23 protein-coding genes are annotated in these 20,580 nt (G+C 56.7%); 16 read left to right on the top strand and 7 right to left on the bottom strand.

All coding sequences use genetic code 11. The features are described 5' to 3' along the window. The 6 genes from J7400_RS07505 to mdh all read right to left on the bottom strand — a co-directional run bounded on the left by J7400_RS07505 (position 1) and on the right by mdh (position 7,376). A complete protein-coding gene (locus J7400_RS07505; protein WP_209061487.1) occupies positions 1-2,961 on the bottom strand; it encodes a 2-oxoglutarate dehydrogenase E1 component in 2,961 nt (986 codons plus the stop codon). A 228-nt stretch (positions 2,962-3,189) separates the two neighbouring features. After that, on the bottom strand, positions 3,190-4,077 hold the full coding sequence (sucD, locus tag J7400_RS07500) for a succinate--CoA ligase subunit alpha (protein WP_209061484.1): 888 nt from the start codon (positions 4,075-4,077) through the stop codon (positions 3,190-3,192). 18 nt (positions 4,078-4,095) lie between these two features. Next, positions 4,096-4,506, bottom strand: coding sequence for a hypothetical protein (locus J7400_RS07495; protein WP_209061482.1), 411 nt, complete (start codon positions 4,504-4,506; stop codon positions 4,096-4,098). Positions 4,507-4,536: 30 nt separating this feature from the next. Next, entirely contained in the window at positions 4,537-5,730 is a 1,194-nt protein-coding gene (gene sucC, locus J7400_RS07490) for an ADP-forming succinate--CoA ligase subunit beta (protein ID WP_209061479.1), read from the bottom strand. A 293-nt stretch (positions 5,731-6,023) separates the two neighbouring features. Next, entirely contained in the window at positions 6,024-6,245 is a 222-nt protein-coding gene (locus tag J7400_RS07485; protein WP_209061477.1) for a hypothetical protein, read from the bottom strand. A gap of 168 nt (positions 6,246-6,413) precedes the next feature. After that, entirely contained in the window at positions 6,414-7,376 is a 963-nt protein-coding gene (mdh, locus tag J7400_RS07480) for a malate dehydrogenase (RefSeq protein ID WP_058241421.1), read from the bottom strand. A gap of 234 nt (positions 7,377-7,610) precedes the next feature. On the opposite strand from mdh, the gene J7400_RS07475 reads away from it, so the two are divergent. Both J7400_RS07475 and J7400_RS07470 read left to right on the top strand, forming a co-directional pair. Further along, positions 7,611-7,808 (top strand): hypothetical protein, encoded by a 198-nt coding sequence (locus J7400_RS07475; protein WP_209061475.1) that lies wholly within the window; start codon positions 7,611-7,613, stop codon positions 7,806-7,808. Positions 7,809-7,871: 63 nt separating this feature from the next. Next, on the top strand, positions 7,872-8,612 hold the full coding sequence (locus J7400_RS07470; RefSeq protein ID WP_209061473.1) for a sulfite exporter TauE/SafE family protein: 741 nt from the start codon (positions 7,872-7,874) through the stop codon (positions 8,610-8,612). 9 nt (positions 8,613-8,621) lie between these two features. On the opposite strand, the gene J7400_RS07465 is transcribed toward J7400_RS07470, so the two are convergent. Next, entirely contained in the window at positions 8,622-8,939 is a 318-nt protein-coding gene (locus J7400_RS07465; RefSeq protein ID WP_209061470.1) for a hypothetical protein, read from the bottom strand. Positions 8,940-9,263: 324 nt separating this feature from the next. Here J7400_RS07465 and J7400_RS07460 point away from each other — a divergent pair, with 324 nt between their 5' ends. The 14 genes from J7400_RS07460 (at position 9,264) to J7400_RS07395 (ending at position 20,567) form a co-directional block, all read left to right on the top strand. Further along, positions 9,264-10,118, top strand: coding sequence for a CoA ester lyase (locus J7400_RS07460; RefSeq protein ID WP_209061469.1), 855 nt, complete (start codon positions 9,264-9,266; stop codon positions 10,116-10,118). A gap of 38 nt (positions 10,119-10,156) precedes the next feature. Continuing rightward, entirely contained in the window at positions 10,157-10,708 is a 552-nt protein-coding gene (locus J7400_RS07455; RefSeq protein WP_209061467.1) for an NnrU family protein, read from the top strand. Positions 10,709-10,712: 4 nt separating this feature from the next. Continuing rightward, on the top strand, positions 10,713-10,916 hold the full coding sequence (locus J7400_RS07450) for a DUF1737 domain-containing protein (RefSeq protein ID WP_209061465.1): 204 nt from the start codon (positions 10,713-10,715) through the stop codon (positions 10,914-10,916). Next, the gene (locus J7400_RS07445) at positions 10,917-11,948 is read left to right on the top strand and encodes a MaoC family dehydratase (RefSeq protein WP_209061463.1); all 1,032 of its coding nucleotides are present in this window, start codon (positions 10,917-10,919) and stop codon (positions 11,946-11,948) included. 9 nt (positions 11,949-11,957) lie between these two features. Next, the gene (locus tag J7400_RS07440) at positions 11,958-12,512 is read left to right on the top strand and encodes a histidine phosphatase family protein (protein ID WP_209061461.1); all 555 of its coding nucleotides are present in this window, start codon (positions 11,958-11,960) and stop codon (positions 12,510-12,512) included. A 65-nt stretch (positions 12,513-12,577) separates the two neighbouring features. Further along, entirely contained in the window at positions 12,578-13,330 is a 753-nt protein-coding gene (locus J7400_RS07435) for a DUF4344 domain-containing metallopeptidase (RefSeq protein ID WP_209061458.1), read from the top strand. A gap of 56 nt (positions 13,331-13,386) precedes the next feature. Next, positions 13,387-14,082 carry a DUF1194 domain-containing protein gene (locus J7400_RS07430; RefSeq protein WP_209061456.1) on the top strand — a complete coding sequence of 232 codons (696 nt, stop codon included), beginning with the start codon at positions 13,387-13,389 and terminating at the stop codon, positions 14,080-14,082. 232 nt (positions 14,083-14,314) lie between these two features. Next, on the top strand, positions 14,315-14,698 hold the full coding sequence (gene sdhC / locus J7400_RS07425) for a succinate dehydrogenase, cytochrome b556 subunit (RefSeq protein WP_209061454.1): 384 nt from the start codon (positions 14,315-14,317) through the stop codon (positions 14,696-14,698). A 12-nt stretch (positions 14,699-14,710) separates the two neighbouring features. Next, the gene (gene sdhD, locus J7400_RS07420; RefSeq protein ID WP_209061452.1) at positions 14,711-15,082 is read left to right on the top strand and encodes a succinate dehydrogenase, hydrophobic membrane anchor protein; all 372 of its coding nucleotides are present in this window, start codon (positions 14,711-14,713) and stop codon (positions 15,080-15,082) included. 86 nt (positions 15,083-15,168) lie between these two features. Further along, complete coding sequence (sdhA, locus tag J7400_RS07415; protein WP_209061450.1) at positions 15,169-16,977, top strand: succinate dehydrogenase flavoprotein subunit; 1,809 nt, start codon at positions 15,169-15,171, stop codon at positions 16,975-16,977. Then, complete coding sequence (locus J7400_RS07410; RefSeq protein ID WP_209061448.1) at positions 16,977-17,519, top strand: hypothetical protein; 543 nt, start codon at positions 16,977-16,979, stop codon at positions 17,517-17,519. Before sdhA ends, J7400_RS07410 begins: the two co-directional genes overlap by 1 nt. Positions 17,520-17,658: 139 nt before the next feature. After that, a complete protein-coding gene (locus tag J7400_RS07405) occupies positions 17,659-18,438 on the top strand; it encodes a succinate dehydrogenase iron-sulfur subunit (protein WP_209061446.1) in 780 nt (259 codons plus the stop codon). Positions 18,439-18,617: 179 nt separating this feature from the next. Next, the gene (locus J7400_RS07400; protein ID WP_209061443.1) at positions 18,618-18,776 is read left to right on the top strand and encodes a hypothetical protein; all 159 of its coding nucleotides are present in this window, start codon (positions 18,618-18,620) and stop codon (positions 18,774-18,776) included. Positions 18,777-18,926: 150 nt separating this feature from the next. Then, on the top strand, positions 18,927-20,567 hold the full coding sequence (locus J7400_RS07395) for an FAD-binding dehydrogenase (protein ID WP_209061441.1): 1,641 nt from the start codon (positions 18,927-18,929) through the stop codon (positions 20,565-20,567). Positions 20,568-20,580 lie beyond the last annotated feature (13 nt).

The raw sequence follows: 20,580 nt of genomic DNA, 5'->3' as shown, positions 1-20,580 counted from the left end.
TTAGTTCCCTTCCATGGTGAGCGCGGCATCGACCAGCGCTGCTTGTTGTGACTTGTGTTGGCTTGCCAGACCGGTGGCGGGCGACGCGGATGCTGCGCGGCCTGCGTAGATCGGGCGGGTGTGTTTTGCTTTGATGCGGGTCAGCGCCCATTCGATGTTTGGCTCAATGAAGCTCCAAGCACCCTGGTTTTTGGGCTCTTCCTGACACCAGACCATTTCGGCGTCTTTGAAGCGTTCCAGTTCCTTGATCAGCGAGTGCGCTGGGAACGGATAGTATTGCTCAATCCGCATCAGGTAGATGTCATCAATGCCGCGTGCGTCACGCTCTTCGAGCAGGTCAAAGTAGACCTTGCCGGAACACATCACGACACGTTTGATGTCTTTGTCTTTCTTCAGCTCAGTATTGGAGTTGCCCTTTTCGGCATCATCCCACAGCACGCGGTGGAAAGAAGACCCATCAGTGAAATCTTCGGCTTCCGAAATGCAGAGCTTGTGACGCAGCAAAGATTTTGGCGTCATCAGGATCAGCGGTTTACGGAAGGTGCGGTGCAGCTGGCGGCGCAGGATGTGGAAGTAGTTCGCCGGTGTCGAGCAGTTCGCCACGATCCAGTTGTCTCCACCACACATCTGCAGGAAGCGTTCCAGGCGGGCAGAGCTGTGCTCTGGACCCTGACCTTCAAAACCGTGTGGCAGCAGTACGGTCAGACCGGACATACGCAGCCATTTGCTTTCGCCGGAGCTGATGAACTGGTCAAACATGATCTGCGCGCCGTTGGCGAAGTCGCCAAACTGGGCTTCCCAAAGGGTCAGCGCGTTTGGTTCTGCCAGCGAATAGCCATATTCGAAGCCGAGTACGGCGTACTCAGAGAGTGCGGAGTCAATGACTTCGTATTGGCTTTGACCGGCACGGATGTTGTTGAGCGGATAGTAGCGCTCTTCCGTTTCCTGGTTCACGATGCCGGAGTGGCGCTGAGAGAAGGTGCCACGTGTCGCGTCCTGACCAGCCAGGCGGACCGGGTAGCCCTCTGTCATCAGGGAGCCAAAAGCCAGCGCCTCAGCGGTGGCCCAGTCAAAGCCTTTGCCGGTTTCAAACATCTTGCCACGAGTGTCGAGGAGACGGCCCACGGTTTTGTGCAGCGGGAAGCCTGCAGGCACGGAGGTCAGGGCTTTGCCGATCTCTGCAAGAGTCTCTTTTTTGATCGATGTCTGACCACGCTCGTAGTCCTCGCCGCGTTTGTCGAGGTGGGACCAACGGCCATCGAGCCAATCTGCTTTGTTGGGCTTGTAGTCTTTGCCGACTTCAAACTCTTCGTTCAGATGGGCTTGGAACGCTGCCTTCATATCCTCGATTTCGCCTTCAGGGATCAGGCCGTCCTTGACCAGACGTTCGGTGTAAAGCGTCAGCGTGGTCTTCTGTTTCTTGATGCGCTTGTACATCACCGGGTTGGTGAACATCGGCTCGTCGCCCTCGTTGTGACCAAAGCGGCGGTAGCAGAAGATGTCGAGCACGACGTCTTTTTGGAACTTCTGACGGAACTCGGTCGCGACTTTCGCGGCGTGTACCACGGCCTCTGGATCGTCCCCGTTGACGTGGAAGATCGGGGCTTCAACCACCAGAGCGTTGTCTGTTGGGTAAGGCGAGGAACGGGAGAAGTGCGGCGCGGTGGTGAAGCCGATCTGGTTGTTCACCACGATGTGCATCGTGCCGCCGGTTTTGTGGCCGCGCAGGCCGGAGAGGGCAAAACACTCCGCCACAACACCCTGACCGGCAAAGGCCGCATCGCCGTGTAGCAACACAGGCATCACCTGAGTGCGTTGTGCGTCGTTCAGTTGGTCCTGCTTGGCGCGGACTTTCCCGAGCACAACAGGATTCACAGCTTCAAGGTGAGACGGGTTCGCGGTGAGCGACAGGTGAACTGTGTTGCCGTCAAACTCGCGGTCAGAGGAAGCACCGAGGTGATACTTCACGTCGCCGGAGCCGTCGACGTCCTCGGGCTTAAAGCTGCCACCTTGGAATTCGTTGAAGATCGCGCGGTACGGCTTGCGCATCACGTTCGCCAGAACGGACAGGCGGCCGCGGTGGGGCATGCCGATCACGATCTCTTTCAGACCGAGGTTGCCGCCGCGCTTGATCACCTGCTCCATAGCCGGGATCAGGCTTTCGCCACCGTCCAGACCAAAGCGTTTGGTGCCCATGTATTTGACGTGCAGGAATTTCTCAAAACCTTCGGCCTCAACCATCTTGTTCAGAATGGCTTTACGGCCCTCACGGGTGAAGGTGATCTCTTTGTCATAACCTTCGATGCGCTCTTTCAGCCAGCCCGCTTCTTCGGGGTTGGAGATGTGCATGTATTGCAGCGCGAAGGTGCCACAGTAGGTGCGCTTCACAATGGCCATGATCTCGCGCATGGTGGCGATATCCAGCCCCAGCACTTTGTCGATGAAGATCGGGCGATCCATGTCAGAATCGGTGAAGCCGTAGGACTTTGGATCAAGTTCCGGATGCGGGGTCTGATCGCGCATGCCCAATGGGTCGATGTCGGCAATCAGGTGGCCGCGAATACGGTAGGCGCGGATCAGCATGAGGGCGCGGATCGAATCCAGCACCGCGCGTTTGACGGCCTCGTCAGAAACAGTGACGCCCTTCTCGGCGGCCTTGGCTTTGATCTTGTTGCCTGCGGCTTTGGCTTCGGCAGGCTCTGCCCATTCGCCCGTCAGCGAAGAGGTCAGATCATCATTGGGCTGCTGAGGCCAGTCGGTGCGCTGCCAGCTCGGGCCTTGGGCCTCAGCTTTGACATCAAGCTCCGCATCGCCGAGCTGACGGAAGAATTCCTGCCAGGTTGCGTCAACCGCATTCGGGTCGGCGGCGTAGCGGGCGTACATCTGTTCGAGGTATTCCGCGTTGTGCCCCTGCATAAAGGAGGAGGCGTGGAAGATGTCGTTAGGCGACTGTTCGGTCATGATGGCACCTCATGGAGAATGGGACCGGTTTTGATATTGGCCCCATGTAGGGCGGGGTTGGGGTAGATGAACGCGTGAACGTTTCAAAACACTTAGCGCGGTTCGCTTTGAAACACAGAAAATCGCGTTCACCTTTCGGTTATCTGCGCGACGCTTATGCGGGACAGCGCCCGAACCTATGAGGCTCGGACGCTGAACATTTGCATATGTGCCGTGCGAGCGGACAATTTAGCCCAGCTCGATTGCTTTGAGCACAGCTTCGCCGAGGCCGGCTGGGCTGTCGGCAACGATGATGCCTGCTTCTTGCATTGCGGCAATTTTGTCTTCTGCGCCACCTTTGCCACCGGCAACAATCGCACCGGCGTGGCCCATGCGGCGGCCGGGAGGCGCTGTGCGGCCAGCGATGAAGCCAGCGGTTGGCTTCCAGCGGCCTTTTTTGCGCTCGTTGGCGAGGAAGTCTGCGGCTTCTTCTTCTGCAGAGCCACCGATTTCACCGATCATGATGATGGACTGGGTCTCGTCATCAGACAGGAACATGTCCAGCACGTCGATGTGCTCGGTGCCTTTGATCGGGTCGCCGCCGATGCCCACTGCGGTGGACTGGCCCAGACCGATGTCTGCGGTTTGCTTCACCGCTTCGTAGGTCAGGGTGCCGGAGCGGGACACAACGCCCACGGAGCCACGCTTGTGGATGTGGCCCGGCATGATGCCAATTTTGCAGGCGTCAGGTGTGATGACACCTGGGCAGTTTGGGCCGATCAGTCGGGAGGAAGAGTTTTCCAGCGCGCGCTGTACCTTCATCATGTCCAGCACAGGAATGCCTTCGGTGATGCAGATGATCAGTTCCATCTCCGCGTCAATCGCTTCGAGGATCGAGTCTGCCGCGAAGGGGGGCGGAACATAGATCACGGAAGCATTGGCTTCGGTTTTTGCCTTCGCATCATGTACGGAGTCAAAGACCGGCAGGCCCAGATGCTCCATGCCACCTTTGCCGGGGGTCACGCCGCCGACCATTTTGGTGCCATATGCGATGGCTTGTTCAGAGTGGAAGGTGCCCTGAGAGCCTGTGAAGCCCTGACAGATGACCTTGGTGTTTTCGTCTACGAGGATTGCCATATTGAGGTTCCTTCTACGCTATCTCTTCCGAAACACAGATAAATTGAACCGTGTCGCGCTGAGTGGCGTGGTTTCGATGTGGGGGGAACCCGGCTTTGCGCCGGGTTTGATCATTTGAGTCGCCCATTCGGCAAATTCACCTCCGGGCAGTTTGTCGCGCCCTTTTTGAACAACAAAGCGACCGTTGCAGACCTCTTTGTTTACTCTGAGCTGAATCGCCCACTTGGGGTGCTCATAAAGACCAGTGCTTTTGTCGAGCTCAAAGCCGTTTGCTTCCGCTGTTGCAGTCGCGAGCTTCAAGTTCGGATAGGCGTTTTGGCAAACGCTCCCATAGAGTTTGCCTGCAATTTTGATGGAAGAGGTTTTTCCTTCAGGAGGTGCAGCAAAGGCTGAAGTGCCAACTGTGACGGCCGAAACCGCAGCAAACATGAATAAGAGCTTCGCACAACGCATATCAGATCATCCCTTAACCGCTTTCACGATCTTCTCGGCACCGTCAGAGAGGTTGTCCGCGGCGATCACGTTCAGGCCGGAGGTGTTGATGATCTCCTTGCCCTGTTCCACGTTGGTGCCTTCAAGACGCACAACCAGCGGAACCTCAAGGCCAACCTCTTTTACTGCGGCCACAACGCCCTCTGCGATTACGTCGCAGCGCATGATGCCGCCGAAGATGTTCACCAGGATGCCTTTGACGTTTTTGTCAGAGGTGATGATCTTGAACGCTTCGGTCACTTTCTCTTTGGTCGCGCCGCCACCTACGTCGAGGAAGTTGGCTGGCTCTGCGCCGTAGAGTTTGATGATGTCCATGGTGGCCATCGCGAGGCCCGCGCCGTTCACCATGCAGCCGATTTCACCATCCAGAGCGATGTAGTTCAGGTCGTACTTGGACGCCTCAAGCTCTTTTGGATCTTCTTCGGTTTCGTCGCGCAGCTCGGCCACGTCTGGGTGGCGGTACACGGCGTTGCCGTCAAAGCCGACTTTGGCGTCGAGCACTTTGAGCTTGCCGCCTGGCATGACGATCAGCGGGTTGATCTCCAGCTGCTCCATGTCTTTTTCCATGAAGGCTTTGTAGAGAATGCCCATCAGCTTCACGCATTCTTTGACCTGTGCGCCCTCAAGGCCCAGAGCAAAGGCAACGCGACGGCCGTGGTAAGCTTGGTAGCCGGTGGCTGGGTCAACGGAGAAGGAGAGGATTTTCTCAGGAGTTGCGGCCGCAACTTCTTCGATGTCCATGCCGCCTTCGGTGGAGCAAACGAAAGACACGCGGGAAGTCTGGCGATCCACGAGCAGGGCCAGATACAGTTCGCGCTCGATGTCAGAACCATCTTCGATGTAGATGCGGTTGACCTGCTTGCCCGCTGGGCCGGTCTGGTGGGTCACAAGGGTGCGGCCCAGCATCTTTTTGGCTTCTTCGGCGGCTTCTTCAACCGACTTGGCAAGGCGGACACCGCCTTTTTCGCCTGCGTCAGCTTCCTCAAAGGTGCCTTTGCCGCGGCCACCTGCGTGGATCTGTGCTTTTACAACCCAGAGCGGGCCGTCAAGTTCACCAGCGGCGGTTTTGGCGTCTTCTGCTTTCAGAACAACGCGGCCTTCGGACACCGGAGCGCCGTAGGAGCGAAGCAGGGCTTTCGCCTGATATTCGTGGATGTTCATGGAACTGTCCCATCTTGCTGCGATTGGCGGCGTTTTGACACAGACCAAGGCGGTCGATAAGCAAATTCTGCGAAGAAGGTGGATTTTTCGTTATTTGTGATCACAGGTGGAAAATGTGTGATCACAAAATGACGTTGGGCAATTCTGCCAGAAACAATTTTGTTAAATTGTCAGTGAAATAAGGGCGCTGCGCGTTTGAGTCGATGCGCGGGGTCCGTTATCGCAAACGGTCCCCACGAGTGCTGACCAAGGGTGCGGGCCTCAGATGGCCTGAGTTTCGTCGCAGAGAGGTATCAGTTGAGGTCTTCTTCGAGAGCTGCCTCGGCGGATGGCCATGTGCCGTTATAGGGCACTGTGTTGTTGGGGCCGGGGGTGATAGGCGCCTGTGTCTGCGGCCCGCTACGGATGTTGTAATCCGCGTTGTCACCGGGCTGGTTGCGCAGGGCGGAGGACGTGCAGCCTGCAAGGGCGATCAGCGCACCCAGTGTGAGGCCTTTTGCGAGTGAGTTGGTCATTGTGTCTCCAAGTTTATGAATTCAAAAGAAATATGGTGCGGTTGGCCCGGCACCGTCGGAGTCGAGTTAACCCGAACTCATGCAAAAAGATCAATGATGTGTTGCGTCTGGCCATAGAAAAAGGCCTGCGAAACACGTCGCAGGCCCTTCAATTGCTTGTCGCTTGGCTTATGCCAGGGAGCTGTCGATGCCTTTGCAGGCGTCCACGAGGCCCTTCACAGCGTTGACAGAGGTGTCAAACATCTCTTGCTCTTCTTTGTTGAGCTTGATGTTCACAACTTTCTCAACACCACCTGCGCCGATCACGGTTGGCACGCCAACATACATGTCTTTCACGCCGAGGTCGCCGTCACAGTATGCTGCGCAAGGCAGAACGCGCTTCTGGTCTTTCAGATAGGCTTCAGCCATTTCGATGGCGGAGGCGGCAGGTGCGTAGAACGCGGAGCCGGTTTTCAGCAGGCCAACGATTTCTGCGCCGCCGTCACGGGTGCGCTGTACCATTGCGTCCAGTTTCTCCTGAGTGGTCCAGCCCATCTCGATCAGGTCTGGCAGAGGAATACCTGCGACGGTGGAGTAGCGCACGGAAGGCACCATGGTGTCGCCGTGGCCGCCCAGAACGAAGGCGGTTACGTCGCGCATGGATACGTTGAATTCTTCTGCCAAGAAGTGGCGGAAGCGTGCGGAGTCCAGAACACCCGCCATGCCGCACACTTTGTGTGTTGGCAGGCCGGAGAATTTCTGCAGCGCCCAAACCATCGCGTCCAGCGGGTTGGTGATGCAGATCACAAATGCGTCCGGTGCGTTGTCGCGGATGCCTTCGCCAACGGATTTCATCACTTTGAGGTTGATGCCCAGCAGGTCATCACGGCTCATGCCTGGCTTACGTGCCACACCGGCGGTCACGATGCAGACGTCTGCGCCGGCGATCGCGGAGTAGTCGGAGGTGCCGGACATCGCGGCGTCGATTTTCTCAACAGGGCCGGATTCTGCGATGTCGAGCGCCTTGCCCTGGGGCAGGCCGTCTGCGATGTCGAAAAGAACGACGTCGCCAAGTTCTTTGATTGCAGCGAGGTGGGCGAGGGTGCCGCCGATGTTGCCTGCGCCGATGAGGGCGATCTTAGGTCTGGCCATTGGATCTGTCTCCGGTCCGGTTAAATATCGCCGGTGGCTTAAGTCGAAAACGGCTTTGACGCAAGCCTTAGGCCAAGAGCTGTTAGGAAGTGTCGCAGGGTTAGGTCACCTGTTGCGGGGTTTCTGCCTATTGGTTTGGCATTGGCGCGCACGCTTGAATTGTGCGCAGTCGTGGGGCTAAGTTTGAGCCAAGACACAAAAAAATGCCGAGGAGAATTGGCAATGACGACAGTGATGAAAACCCTGATGGCGCTGAGTTTGGCAGCGCTAACGCTTTCTGCATGCGGTGGCGGCAATGCGAATACTACGACAACGGTGCAAACCGCGACTGTTGGTGAACAGCTCGCATCCCTTGAAGACGCCTATGCGCAAGGCCTGTTGACAGACAAAGAATACAAGCAGCAGCGCAAGAAGATTTTGGACGGCGAGTAAGCTGCGCGCGTTTCGTCCCTGACATTTGGGGGCGGCGGTGACGCCTGATTCTGACGGAAAGTCATGACTGATTCTCTTGCGTTTCTTGTTGTTGCGCCGCTCGCGGTCGTTTTTGCAGGGATTTCGAAGGCTGGATTTGGGTCAGGCGCAGCTTTTGCCAGCGCTGTTTTGCTTGCGCTGATTCTTCCGCCCGCGCAGGCCCTGGGGCTGATGCTGCCCCTATTGATGCTGATCGACCTTCTGACCTTGCGCCCCTATTGGCAGCGGTGGAGCTGGCCAGATGCCAAGGTTCTGATTTTAGGCGGTTTGCCGGGGGTTGCCCTTGGCGTAGCATTATTCAAAGTGGCCAATGACGATGTGCTGCGCCTGCTTATCGGCGCGGTTTCTTTGGGGTTTGTGATTTGGCAACTTTGGCCGCGCAAAGCCGCGGCACGCCAACTGCCTGTTGGCGCGGGGTTGCTCGCAGGCGGGGTTGCTGGTTTCACCAGTTTTGTCAGCCATGCCGGTGGGCCACCAGCCGCCGTCTATCTGCTGTCTCGCGGATTGAGTAAGACGGGATATCAGGCCACATCGGTGCTGGTGTTTTGGGCGATCAATGTCGCGAAGTTTGTGCCCTATGCCTTCTTAGGCGTCTTCACCTATGAGACATTTCTGGCAGGCCTGCTGCTTGCGCCGTTTGCCTGCCTGGGAGCGTATCTCGGTGTGAAAGCGCATCACGCCGTTTCAGAAAAAGCCTTCTTCGTAGTGACTTATATTCTGTTGTCTGTGACTGGCGTGAAGCTCATTTTTGACGCGCTGACATAGGATGACACGTTAAGCGTCATCCCCTTTGGTTGGGAGCACTTCGGCAAGGGTTTCAAACGCTTGACCCGTGGCCATCAGGCAAGTTGCACCATTGGGCATGGTCATTGTGATGGTCCAGCTGCCGGAATCCTCAGAGGCAAAGATCTCAACCATTGCACCCTGCGCTCCAAGGCCGAGGGCCTGGCGGGACTCACCGTATTTGTCGGCCAAACGCTCAACCACTTTGTCGCGATCCGCGCAATTGCGCGCCGTCTGTGCTTCCGCCAGTGGGGCAGAGAGTGTGAGCAGGGAAAGACCGGTCGTCAGGGTCAGAAGCAGGGATTTCATATGGTTTCCTTTCAGGAAAATCTTGTCACGCAGCGGACGTTTCCCCGCCAATGCGCGCCATGTATGTCTAGTTGCTTCGCCTCTTATTATTAGTGTTGCAGCCCTTTCTGTCTGCGTTCGCTCCTCCCCAGGAAGCGATAGAGTTAATCTGCATCCAAACTGGAAAACAAATGGTTAACGGTATGGATCAAAAGTATTAACGGACCGTATCTGCCAATAAGACGGCGCGTCATTTCTGCGTTGCGGCAAAATACGCTTGAAGTTTTCTGAGAAAAATGCCCCATTCTGCGCAACAAAATTACAGATGGAAATCGGAGAACATCCATGGATCAGCGCGCGCGCCCTTATCGTTCGGTTCTGTATATTCCCGGGTCCAAGGACCGGGCGCTGGAAAAGGCGCGGGGCCTGCCGGTGGACGCCATCATCTTTGATCTCGAGGATGCCGTTGCTCCTGACGAAAAGGAAAACGCCCGGGCCACTTTGGCGGATGCGCTCTCCCAAGGCGGGTATGGCAGCCGGATGCGGATTGTGCGGATCAATGGTCTCGATACTCAATGGGGAGAGGCTGACGCCAAGGCCGCTGCTTCAATGGATTGCGACGCAGTGTTGTTGCCCAAGGTGGAGAACACTGCGCAGCTGGATGCATTGGCGGCGCTGGTCGGTGACAAGCCGATTTGGGCGATGATGGAAACCCCACGAGGGATGTTAAATGCTGCAGAAATTGCAGCGCATCCGCGGCTCACCGGCTTTGTGATGGGCACAAATGATCTGGCTAAGGAGCTTCAGACACGTTTCCGTGCCGACCGTTTGCCGATGATGGCAGGGCTGGGGCTGTGCCTGCTTGCGGCCAAGGCAGAAGGCATCGTGATCGTAGATGGCGTCTATAATGCCTTCAAAGACGCGGATGGCCTGAAAGCGGAATGTGATCAGGGCCGCGACATGGGCTTTGATGGCAAAACTCTGATCCACCCGGCGCAGGTGGATGTTGCCAATGCGGCATTTGCCCCATCAGAAGCTGAGATCGATCTGGCGAAGCGTCAGATCGCAGCCTTTGAGGAATGCGAAGCCGGTGGCCAAGGTGTGGCCGTGGTGGACGGCAAAATTGTTGAAAATCTGCATGTGGTCACTGCAAGAGAGATTCTCGCAAAGGCAGATGCAATCGCCGCACTTGAGGGGTAACCTCTGCCCCAACAACCAACAATCCAGCGGAGAGCGAGATGACATTATTGGTTCTTGGGGTTTTGCTTTGGGCGGCGGCCCATTTTTTCAAGCGGGCGATGCCGGGTGTGCGGGAGCCATTGGGTGACAAGGGGAAGGGCTTGGTAGCTCTAACGCTGGTCCTCTCCATTGTGTTGATGGTGCTCGGCTACCGCGCGGCAGAGATTGAGGATGTGCTTTGGATTGCGCCAAGCTTTGTCTATCACATCAACAACTTGCTCGTGCTCATCGCGATCTTCCTGATGAGTCCGGCGCCACGTAAGGGCAAGCTGTTTAACAACATGCGCCATCCGATGCTGATCGGTTTTTCGCTCTGGGCGGTGGCGCATATCTTGGTGAATGGCGATGCGCCGTCGGTCGTTTTGTTTGGCGGCTTGCTGGCCTGGGCGCTTGCGGAAATCGTTGTCCTCAACCGGGTTGAAGGCCCTTGGCAGCCGACCGAACGTGGCACCATAGCAAAGGATGGCATGTTCTTTGTCGCTTCTGTAATCCTGATGGGCGTGATCGGTGCCATTCATGGCATGATCGGACCATCGCCATTTGGAGGCTAAGAGCATGAAACTTTATCGTTTTCTATCCGAAGAAGACACATCAGCGTTTTGTCACAAAGTGACGGATGCGCTTAACAAGGGGTGGGAGCTTCATGGCTCTCCGACACAGACTTTCTGTCAGGCGACGGGCGTGATGCGCTGTGGTCAGGCGGTCGTGAAGGAAGTTGAAGGCACTTACACCCCGGAGACCAAACTGGGAGAACACTAAATGGCCAAGACCAATCCGGGCCGGTTTTTTGAAGACTATTCGCTGGGGCAGGTGATTGAACACGCTGTGCCACGCACTGTCGGGGCAGGGGAGCGCGCACTCTATCATGCGCTCTACCCAGCGCGTCATGCGCTTTATTCCAGCGATGAATTTGCGCGTGCCTCTGGCTTGCCGCAGTCGCCGCTGGACGATCTCGCGGCCTTCCACGTGGTTTTTGGAAAAACGGTTCCGGATGTGTCGCTGAATGCGGTGGCAAACCTTGGGTATGCCGAGGGGCGTTGGCTGAAGCCGGTTTATGCCGGCGATACTCTGCGCTCCACATCCGAAGTGATTGGTCTGAAGCAGAACTCCAACGGCAAGACCGGGGTGGTTTACGTGCGCACGCGCGGTATGAACCAGCGCGACGAGGTTGTCATGGAGTATGTGCGCTGGGTGATGGTGCGCAAGCGCGATGCAGATGCACCCGCGCCTGAAGCCGTGGTGCCGGAACTTTCCAAGGTGATCGATCCTGCGGACCTCGTGATCCCCGAAGGACTCGACTTCAGCGGCTATGACTTCTCTCAGGCTGGGGAAAGCCCTCGTTGGGGCGATTATGAAATCGGCGAGACCATTGACCACGTCGATGGTGTAACGCTGGAAGAAGCTGAGCACATGATGGCGACACGGCTCTGGCAGAACACCGCGAAAGTGCATTTTGACGCGACCTTCCGCCCCGATGGACAACGCCTGATTTATGGCGGCCACATTATATCCCTGGCGCGTGCGCTGAGCTTTAACGGGCTGGCCAACGCACAGATGATTGTGGGGCTGAACGGTGGCGCACATGCCAATCCGGCCTTCTCTGGTCTGACGGTCAAGGCTTGGTCTGAAGTGCTTGATAAGGCAGAAACTTCCGCGCCCGGTGTAGGGGCAATTCGCCTGCGACTGGTGGCCACAAAAGGTGGCGAGCCGTTTGCGTTGAAAGGCGATGATGGCAAATACCTGCCCGAAGTGCTGCTTGATTTGGACTATTGGGCATTGATGCCGATGTAAGGAAACGCGATGCCGCGCGCGATTTACCTGACCCACCCTGAAGTGAACATCGATCCGCATATTGCTGTGCCGGATTGGGGGCTGAGCAAAGTGGGGCAGGCGCGCGTGGATGCGCTTGCGGCGCGCTGCATCAGAGGGGGCTGGCGCGTTGCCGCCAGTACAGAGCGCAAGGCATTGGAAACCGCTTGGCCACTGGCGGCAAAGTTCGGATCAACGCCTGTCGCCATCCGAGAGGGGCTTGGCGAGAATGACCGTTCAAGCACAGGTTTTCTGACAGAACAGGCATTTCAGCGCGCGGCCAATGAGTTCTTTGGATCGCCTGAGGTGTACTTCGAAGGTTGGGAGCGCGCTGTGGATGCGCAGGTGCGGATTCTCATCGAGGTGCGCGCGCTCCTAGCGGCTTTTCCGTCCGAGAATTTTCTCATCTGTGGCCATGGCGGTGTGGGCACCTTACTGTACTGCGCTCTTGCAGGGCGCGGGATCGACCGAAAGTGGGATCAAGCGTGCGGCGGTCATTGGTTCGCGTTTGATACAATCAGCATGGTGCCAGAAAACCACTGGTAGCCGATGGAGACGTTGAGTTTCAATTAGCGCTCGACACCAAGGTGCACTGTCGCTCTAGTGCGCTTATGAAACGATATTTACTCCCCTTGGTAATCTATGGTGCAGCCTCTGGCGCTCAAGCCGAAGTGCAGTTTGGCCATACATCCGAAGACACGCTTGCCTATGTTGAGGGCAATCTGCTCGGGATTTTCTATCATGAGCTTGGTCACGCTCTGATCGATATTCTGGGGTTGCCGATCTTTGGGCAGGAAGAAGACGCAGCGGATGTGTTGTCGATCTTTTTGATTGATGCGTTTTACGAGGAAGAGGCGGCTGTTCAGCTGGCCTATGATGCGGCTTTTGGCTTTTTGGGCGAGGCAGAAGCCACGTCTGAAGTGGCCTTCTGGGACGTGCATGGCCCAGATTTGCAGCGTTACTACAATACGGTGTGCTTGTTTTATGGGGCCAACCCGGAAGAACGTGAGGTTGTCGCGGTAGACCTCGGCCTGCCTGAAGAGCGAGCAGATTATTGTCCATCTGAATACGATCAGGCTGCTGCCAGCTGGGGTGGCGCATTGGACGAAGTTGCCCATGGCGGCGGAGGCGAGACTCTGGTGATGGGCGAAGTTGTCGTCGAAACCGATGGCGCACAGCTCACCGAAGAGGTGATCCGGGCAGAGGTCGAGGCGCTAAACGAAGAGTTCCGCTTACCGGAGACTTTGACGATTTCGGTTGTGCCCTGTGGTGAGGCAAATGCCTTCTACGATCCTGAGCGGATCAAGATCACCATGTGTACAGAGTTTGCAGACGCATTGGTGGAGATGGCGCCAGAGTTCTAAGCAAGCACACGCGGAGTTGATGACGCAGGCCGCAGGATCGCGCTAGGCTGCGGTTTATGCGGTTTTTTAGTGTTTTAGCAGCGGGAATTTCGTGTGCGCCAGCGAAGGCGCGCGCCTGCGATCTTGCGCTTTTACTGACGGTCGATGTGTCCGGGAGCATTGATGCCAAAGAATACCGTGTTCAAATGGATGGGCTGGCAGCGGCGTTGCGCGACGGGATTGTCGTAGAGGCGCTGATAGACCAAAGAGCATCGGTTTCCCTAATGCAGTGGACCGGAGAAGGGCGTCAGCATGTTAGCGTGCCCTGGACCGAGGTTGCTTCCGCCGAGCAGGCAGAGGTTTTGGCCATTGCCGTTGAGGAAATGCCCCGCCAGTGGAGCCAATACTCCACTGCGATAGGGGATGCTCTGCTGGCGTCCGCAGAATTGATCGAGACAGCACCCAACTGTAAGCGCAAGGTGGTTGATGTCTCAGGGGACGGGATTTCCAATGAAGGTCCGCTGGTGGAATATGGGCGCAAGCGGCTGGCAGGTCAGGGCGTGACTGTCAACGCCGTGGTGATCGAAACCGACGACACGGACCTGACCGGGTATTTTTGGGAAAATGTGATCACGGGACCCGGTGCATTTGTCGTGACTGCCGCAGGTTTTGAAGAATACCCGCTGCGCATCCGCCAAAAGCTCATTCGGGAAGTCGCCAAACAAGTGGCTGAAGGTCCTGCGATGGAGCGCACTTTGTCGGATCGAATGTGAGCGCCAACACGTAAGGGGCCTGTTAAGCAGTGGTATGGTAACCCCTTGGGGTGAATAATTCCTGATAAAAAAACTTTAATTGCAAAATGTGATCACGAATAAAAACGTGTGATCACAAAATTAAAAAAATCCCTCCGATTGGGTCAAAAAACCGCGTGAATTAAGCTTTCGCCAAGGTGACACATCGCAAAAAACCGTTAGAAGACATCAAGGGAACCTGAAAGGATTCATTATGGCTGACGTGAAAAGGATTGAGCGCCCGCTCTCCCCACATTTGCAGATCTATCGCCCGCAGATGACCTCCGTGTCTTCTATCATGGTGCGTATAACCGGCATCGCCCTCATTCCGATTGCGGCAATTGTTGTTTGGTGGCTTTTGGCGGCTGCAACCTCTGAAAGCGCTTTTGCTTTCATCGATGGGTTGCTGCGCAGCTTTATCGGCGACGTCTTCCTGTTTCTCGCTTCCTGGGCAGTGTTTTACCATATGCTGGGGCGTCTGCGTCACGTGATCTGGGACTTCGGCTACTGCCTCGACATCGACACCGCTGTCACGCTTGGCAAAGGTATGTTCATTGGCGCCACCGTGTTGGCCATTCTCACCGCGCTGATCGTGTAAGGAGCTGAAAAGATGAATTTTCTGACTGACCGCAAACGCGCGCAAGGCACTGGAGCTTCCGGCAAGGGCACCGAGCATCACTGGCATATGATGATCAACTCATCTTTGCTTGTTGTTTTGGTCCCGCTCTTCGTTCTGACTTTCGGCTTTGGTCTGGGTGGCACCCATGAAGAAGTGCTGGCCTATTTCGGCAAGCCGTTCCCGGCCATCATTTCCGCGCTGACCCTGATTGTGGGTGTCATCCACATTAAAAACGAAGCGCAAGACGCGATCGAAGATTACATGCACGGCGTCGCTGAGAAGCTGACCTACATCGCTGCTGGCGCTGTTTGCTACACCATTATCGCTGTGGGCCTGTTTGCCCTGATCAAACTCGCTCTCTAACGCTGTTGCGCCCGGCCTCGGCTGCGGCGCCAGCGCTCTTCCCGTGAACAGAACGCCCTGCATAGCGGCGGCAAGGATGAAAACCGATGACAGCAGCATACGAATACGAAACACATGAATATGACGTGGTCGTGGTGGGCGCCGGTGGCGCTGGTTTGCGCGCCACTCTTGGTATGGCCGAGCAGGGCCTGCGGACGGCCTGTGTAACCAAAGTCTTCCCGACCCGGTCTCACACCGTTGCCGCGCAGGGCGGCATCGCGGCGTCCCTTTCCAACATGGGCCCGGATAACTGGCAGTGGCACATGTATGACACCGTCAAAGGATCTGACTGGCTGGGCGACACCGACGCGATGGAATACCTCGCGCGTGAAGCCCCCAAGGCGGTTTATGAGCTGGAGCACTATGGTGTGCCGTTCTCCCGGACCGAAGAAGGTAAAATCTACCAGCGTCCGTTTGGTGGCCACACCACCGAATTTGGCGAAGGTCCCGCCGTGCAGCGGACCTGTGCCGCCGCAGACCGGACCGGTCACGCGATCCTGCACACGCTCTACGGTCAGTCGGTCAAAAACAACGCGGAATTCTACATCGAGTATTTCGCGATTGACCTGATCATGTCTGAGGACGGCCAGTGCCAGGGGGTTGTCTGCTGGAAGCTTGATGACGGTACCATGCATGTCTTCAATGCCAAGATGGTTGTGCTGGCGACTGGCGGCTACGGCCGTGCCTACTTCTCCGCGACCTCTGCGCACACCTGCACCGGCGATGGTGGCGGCATGGTGGCCCGCGCAGGTCTTGCGCTGCAGGACATGGAGTTTGTCCAATTCCACCCAACCGGTATCTATGGTTCTGGCTGCCTGATTACGGAAGGTGCGCGCGGCGAAGGTGGTTACCTGACCAACTCCGAAGGTGAGCGCTTCATGGAGCGTTACGCTCCGCAGTATAAAGACCTCGCTCCACGCGACTATGTTTCGCGCTCCATGACCATGGAGATCCGTGAAGGCCGCGGTGTGGGCGAGAATGGCGACCACATTCACCTGAACCTGAACCACCTGCCTGCCGAAGCGCTGGCGGAACGTCTGCCTGGCATCTCTGAATCTGCAAAGATTTTTGCGGGTGTGGATGTGACCAAAGAGCCGATCCCGGTTCTGCCAACCGTGCACTACAACATGGGCGGTATTCCGACCAACTATTGGGGCGAAGTGCTGAACCCAACCGCAGAAGATCCAACTGCGGTGGTCCCCGGCCTGATGGCCGTAGGTGAAGCGGGCTGTGCCTCTGTTCACGGTGCGAACCGTCTGGGCTCCAACTCTCTGATTGACCTTGTGGTGTTTGGCCGCGCTTCCGCAATCCGCGCCGGCAAGGTGGTGGATGCAGATGCTCCGAACCCGGTCCTGAACCAAGCGTCGGTGGATGCAGCATTCGCGCGCTTTGATGGTCTGCGCTACGCCAAAGGCGGCGCGCCGACTGCTGAGCTTCGCCTTGAAATGCAGCGCACCATGCAGGCGGATGCGGCGGTATTCCGTACCGATAAGACGCTGAAAGAAGGCGTTGAGAAGATGACGGCTATTGCGGGCAAGATCGATGATCTGCACGTCACCGACACCTCTTTGGTCTGGAACAGCGATCTGATGGAAACGCTTGAACTGACCAATCTGATGCCAAACGCACTGGCGACGATCCACGGTGCGGAAGCCCGTAAAGAAAGCCGCGGTGCGCACGCACACGAAGACTACTCTGAGCGTGATGACGCGAACTGGCGTGTTCACACAGTGAGCCGCGTAGAAGGCGATAAAGTTGAACTATCTTATCGCCCTGTGATTGTTGACCCGCTGACCAAAGAAGAGGAGGGTGGAATCGAACTTAAAAAGATTGCACCTAAAGCGAGAACCTTCTGATGAAACGAATTTGCACTGGCGTCATGATGGCAGCAATTGCCGCAACTCAAGTTATGGCGGACGAAACACTTGTTGTTCAACAAATTAGCCAGTGCATTGTCGATACAGGTTCCCAAGGTGCCTATAAGGTTACAGAGTTCGACAAGGTGCCAGTGGTCGTCGCAGATGCGGGTGGCACCGAACGTGGTGCGCGCAATGTGAATGACTGCCTCCAGGACAACTACAACGTCCAATATGACAATGGTGCCTTTGGTGTTGCAGATGGCGACAAGGTGGCGAGCGGACCTGATGTCTGTCAGCAGGAACGTATTCAGGGCTTTGTCATCGGCACTGTTGTCATTGGAGCCATAAACGCATCTCTCGGCGGCAACTTTTTCGCAGGTGCCGCTCTTGGTAATGCGCTGACGTGGGGAACCATCCAGCGCGACTACCGTGAATGTGTGCGTCGTGAAGGCGGAGCAAAATATGCTGGTGTTGAATTCCATTCCGGCTGCTCTCGTCATTCCGATGTGTTGCACGGTGGGGCTCAATACTGCCGCTAAGGAGCGGAAACGTGGCCGTTTAGGCCAGGTGATCAGAAACAACCGAATGCTCCGCGCATGTGTGAATGCGGCATCAGAGTGTTTGAACAGGAACGAAGGTAAGCGCAGTTTGCGCGCCCACGTGTAGGAAGGAAAGACGATGGTCGAATTTGCCCTCCCCAAGAACTCCCGGATTATGACCGGCAAAACCTGGCCAAAGCCGGAAGGCGCTACGAATGTGCGCAAGTTCCAGATCTACCGCTGGAATCCGGATGACGGCAAAAACCCTCAGGTGGATACCTATTTCCTGGACATGGACAAATGTGGTCCGATGGTTCTGGATGCGCTGATCAAGATCAAGAACGAGATTGACCCAACCCTGACCTTCCGTCGCTCTTGCCGTGAAGGCATCTGTGGATCCTGTGCGATGAACATCGACGGGATCAACACGCTGGCCTGTATCTATGGTCTGGACGAGATCAAGGGCGATGTGAAGATCTACCCGCTGCCGCATATGCCGGTGGTGAAAGACCTGATCCCGGATCTGACCCATTTCTATGCGCAGCACGCGTCGATCATGCCGTGGCTGGAAACCAAGACCAACCGTCCGGCAAAAGAGTGGCGTCAGTCGATCGAGGACCGCAAAAAACTCGACGGGCTGTATGAATGTGTGATGTGTGCATCCTGCTCCACTTCCTGCCCAAGCTACTGGTGGAACGGCGATAAATATCTCGGCCCAGCAGCGCTGTTGCACGCCTATCGCTGGATCATTGACAGCCGCGATGAGGCGACAGGCGAGCGTCTGGATGAGCTGGAAGATCCGTTCAAGCTCTACCGCTGCCACACCATAATGAACTGTGCAAAGACGTGCCCGAAGGGTCTGAACCCGGCGAAGGCCATTGCAGAGATCAAGAAGATGCTGGTGGAGCGCCACGTCTGATTTCAGACACATGCGACTTTGACGAGGGCCCGTTTCGGGCCCTTTTCTTTTGTTTGTTGGGACGTTGCCTCTGCGCAGATTGCATGGCGCCTTTGCCATTTGAGCAGTTCTTTGACTTTGTTGGCTTAGCTATATGAAGGAGCAGGGAAGGAGGTCAGATGTGAATACGGAGACTGCCCATGTCCGCCCTAGAGACAAACACCCCAGAAGATTTTGCAGCGCGCGCCCTGGAGGTGCTGGAGCAAGCCTACGCATATTACTCCGAGCCGCCACGCCGCCCGGTTTTGGTGCAGGACAGCGATGAAGAAACCTACTTCGAGTATGTGAAAGCAGCCTAAGCCTGCACATTGAAGCTTGTTGAAAGCGCCTCCTGGTTGGGGCGCTTTTTGCGTTTCTCCCTCAGGGCTTGATGGCCTTATGTTTACGTAAGGTCGGTCTTGGTCCTTGGCTGGCCGCTGGCTAGCCTTTGCCAAAGGGGAGGAAGCACAATGACCGATGTGATCATCGTAGGCGGCGGGCTGGCTGGGATCGTAGCGGCGCGTGAAGCTGCGCTGCGGGGGCGAAAGGTTCTTTTGCTGGATCAGGAGGGAGAGCAGAGCCTAGGAGGGCAGGCTTTCTGGAGCCTTGGCGGCCTCTTCATGATCGATACTCCCGAGCAGCGGCGCATGGGGGTCAAGGACAGCGCAGAGTTGGCCTACAATGATTGGATGGGGTCAGCGCAGTTTGACCGTCCTGAAGATGCCAACCCCCGCAAGGTGGCCGAGGCTTATCTCTCGTTTGCAGGCGGGGAGATGCGCAGTTGGCTCCACAGCATTGGAATGCGGTGGTTTCCTGTGGTTGGCTGGGCCGAGCGCGGCGGGGCTATGGCGCATGGTCACGGCAATTCCGTACCGCGGTTTCACATCACGTGGGGGACCGGCCCGGGCGTTGTTGCGCCGTTTGAGCGTGATGTGCGCAATCTGTCAGCAGAGGGTAAGATTGCACTGCTCTTTCGCCGAAAAGTAACTGATCTCATTGTGGAAAATGGCACGGTTAAAGGCGTGCGCGGCGAAGTTCTCGCCGACGACGATGCAGAGCGCGGCCGCTCTACCACCCGTGACGTCGTGTCAGATTTTGAACTGCGCGCTTCGGCTGTGGTTCTTACCACCGGTGGGATTGGTGGCGACCACGATATGGTGCGGCGCTATTGGCCTGAAGGCCGGTTGGGCAAGCCTCCTAAGCGTATGGTGGCTGGGGTGCCTGACTATGTCGATGGGCAGATGCAGCGCGTAGCAGAGACAGCGGGTGCAGCGATCATCAATGGGGATCGGATGTGGCACTACACTGAAGGGCTGGCCAATTGGGATCCGATCTGGCCAAACCATGGCATTCGGGTGCTGCCGGGGCCCAGCTCTATGTGGTTTGACGCCTTGGGCACCCGTATGGAAGCACCTTATTTGCCGGGATTTGACAGCCTTGGCACCCTCAAGCGCATTCTCTCTACGGGGCATGAGCACAGCTGGTTTATCCTCACGCAGAAGATCATCGAAAAAGAGTTCGCGCTGTCGGGTTCTGAACAAAACCCGGATCTGACGTCCGGTAAGTTTATCGAAGTGCTCAAGGGGCGGTTGATGTCCAAGGGGGCGCCAGCTCCGATTGAAGCGTTCAAGCGTCATGGCGAGGATTTTGTGGTCGCTGATGACCTGGAAACGCTGGTGGCGGGAATGAATGCGCTCACGCCCGAAGTTCCTGTCAACCTTGAAAAAATCCGGGATCAGATTGTTGCACGGGATGCCCAAATCGAGAACCCGTTCAGCAAGGATGCGCAGATCACTGCGATCCGGGGAGCGCGCGCCTTTCGCGGGGATCGGTTGATCCGTACAGCGAAACCGCACCGGATTCTCGACCTGGCCAATGGTCCTTTGATCGCTGTGCGGCTCAATATCCTTACGCGAAAATCTCTCGGAGGACTGCATACGGATGAAACTGGGCAGGTTCTGAAGCCCGATGGGAGCGCCTTTGACGGGCTGTTCGCTGCGGGAGAAGTGGCTGGATTTGGCGGTGGCGGCTATCACGGCTACAACGCGCTGGAGGGTACTTTCCTTGGCGGATGCATATTCTCTGGGCGTGCAGCGGGGCGTGCGGTTTAGCGTTAGGCCTGTG

The sequence above is a fragment of the Shimia sp. R9_2 genome (assembly GCF_017743735.1).
Lineage (GTDB): Bacteria > Pseudomonadota > Alphaproteobacteria > Rhodobacterales > Rhodobacteraceae > Shimia.
The sequence above is the reverse complement of the archived record's forward strand: the minus strand, read 5'-3'. Positions and strand labels throughout refer to the sequence as shown.

Bases quoted from the DNA above. Each gene is read 5' to 3' on its own strand.
- J7400_RS07505 (WP_209061487.1), bottom strand. From the start codon at position 2,961: ATGACCGAACAGTCGCCTAACGACATCTTCCACGCCTCCTCCTTTATG.
- sucD (WP_209061484.1), bottom strand. From the start codon at position 4,077: ATGGCAATCCTCGTAGACGAAAACACCAAGGTCATCTGTCAGGGCTTC.
- J7400_RS07495 (WP_209061482.1), bottom strand. From the start codon at position 4,506: ATGTTTGCTGCGGTTTCGGCCGTCACAGTTGGCACTTCAGCCTTTGCT.
- sucC (WP_209061479.1), bottom strand. From the start codon at position 5,730: ATGAACATCCACGAATATCAGGCGAAAGCCCTGCTTCGCTCCTACGGC.
- J7400_RS07485 (WP_209061477.1), bottom strand. From the start codon at position 6,245: ATGACCAACTCACTCGCAAAAGGCCTCACACTGGGTGCGCTGATCGCC.
- mdh (WP_058241421.1), bottom strand. From the start codon at position 7,376: ATGGCCAGACCTAAGATCGCCCTCATCGGCGCAGGCAACATCGGCGGC.
- J7400_RS07475 (WP_209061475.1), top strand. From the start codon at position 7,611: ATGAAAACCCTGATGGCGCTGAGTTTGGCAGCGCTAACGCTTTCTGCA.
- J7400_RS07470 (WP_209061473.1), top strand. From the start codon at position 7,872: ATGACTGATTCTCTTGCGTTTCTTGTTGTTGCGCCGCTCGCGGTCGTT.
- J7400_RS07465 (WP_209061470.1), bottom strand. From the start codon at position 8,939: ATGAAATCCCTGCTTCTGACCCTGACGACCGGTCTTTCCCTGCTCACA.
- J7400_RS07460 (WP_209061469.1), top strand. From the start codon at position 9,264: ATGGATCAGCGCGCGCGCCCTTATCGTTCGGTTCTGTATATTCCCGGG.
- J7400_RS07455 (WP_209061467.1), top strand. From the start codon at position 10,157: ATGACATTATTGGTTCTTGGGGTTTTGCTTTGGGCGGCGGCCCATTTT.
- J7400_RS07450 (WP_209061465.1), top strand. From the start codon at position 10,713: ATGAAACTTTATCGTTTTCTATCCGAAGAAGACACATCAGCGTTTTGT.
- J7400_RS07445 (WP_209061463.1), top strand. From the start codon at position 10,917: ATGGCCAAGACCAATCCGGGCCGGTTTTTTGAAGACTATTCGCTGGGG.
- J7400_RS07440 (WP_209061461.1), top strand. From the start codon at position 11,958: ATGCCGCGCGCGATTTACCTGACCCACCCTGAAGTGAACATCGATCCG.
- J7400_RS07435 (WP_209061458.1), top strand. From the start codon at position 12,578: ATGAAACGATATTTACTCCCCTTGGTAATCTATGGTGCAGCCTCTGGC.
- J7400_RS07430 (WP_209061456.1), top strand. From the start codon at position 13,387: ATGCGGTTTTTTAGTGTTTTAGCAGCGGGAATTTCGTGTGCGCCAGCG.
- sdhC (WP_209061454.1), top strand. From the start codon at position 14,315: ATGGCTGACGTGAAAAGGATTGAGCGCCCGCTCTCCCCACATTTGCAG.
- sdhD (WP_209061452.1), top strand. From the start codon at position 14,711: ATGAATTTTCTGACTGACCGCAAACGCGCGCAAGGCACTGGAGCTTCC.
- sdhA (WP_209061450.1), top strand. From the start codon at position 15,169: ATGACAGCAGCATACGAATACGAAACACATGAATATGACGTGGTCGTG.
- J7400_RS07410 (WP_209061448.1), top strand. From the start codon at position 16,977: ATGAAACGAATTTGCACTGGCGTCATGATGGCAGCAATTGCCGCAACT.
- J7400_RS07405 (WP_209061446.1), top strand. From the start codon at position 17,659: ATGGTCGAATTTGCCCTCCCCAAGAACTCCCGGATTATGACCGGCAAA.
- J7400_RS07400 (WP_209061443.1), top strand. From the start codon at position 18,618: ATGTCCGCCCTAGAGACAAACACCCCAGAAGATTTTGCAGCGCGCGCC.
- J7400_RS07395 (WP_209061441.1), top strand. From the start codon at position 18,927: ATGACCGATGTGATCATCGTAGGCGGCGGGCTGGCTGGGATCGTAGCG.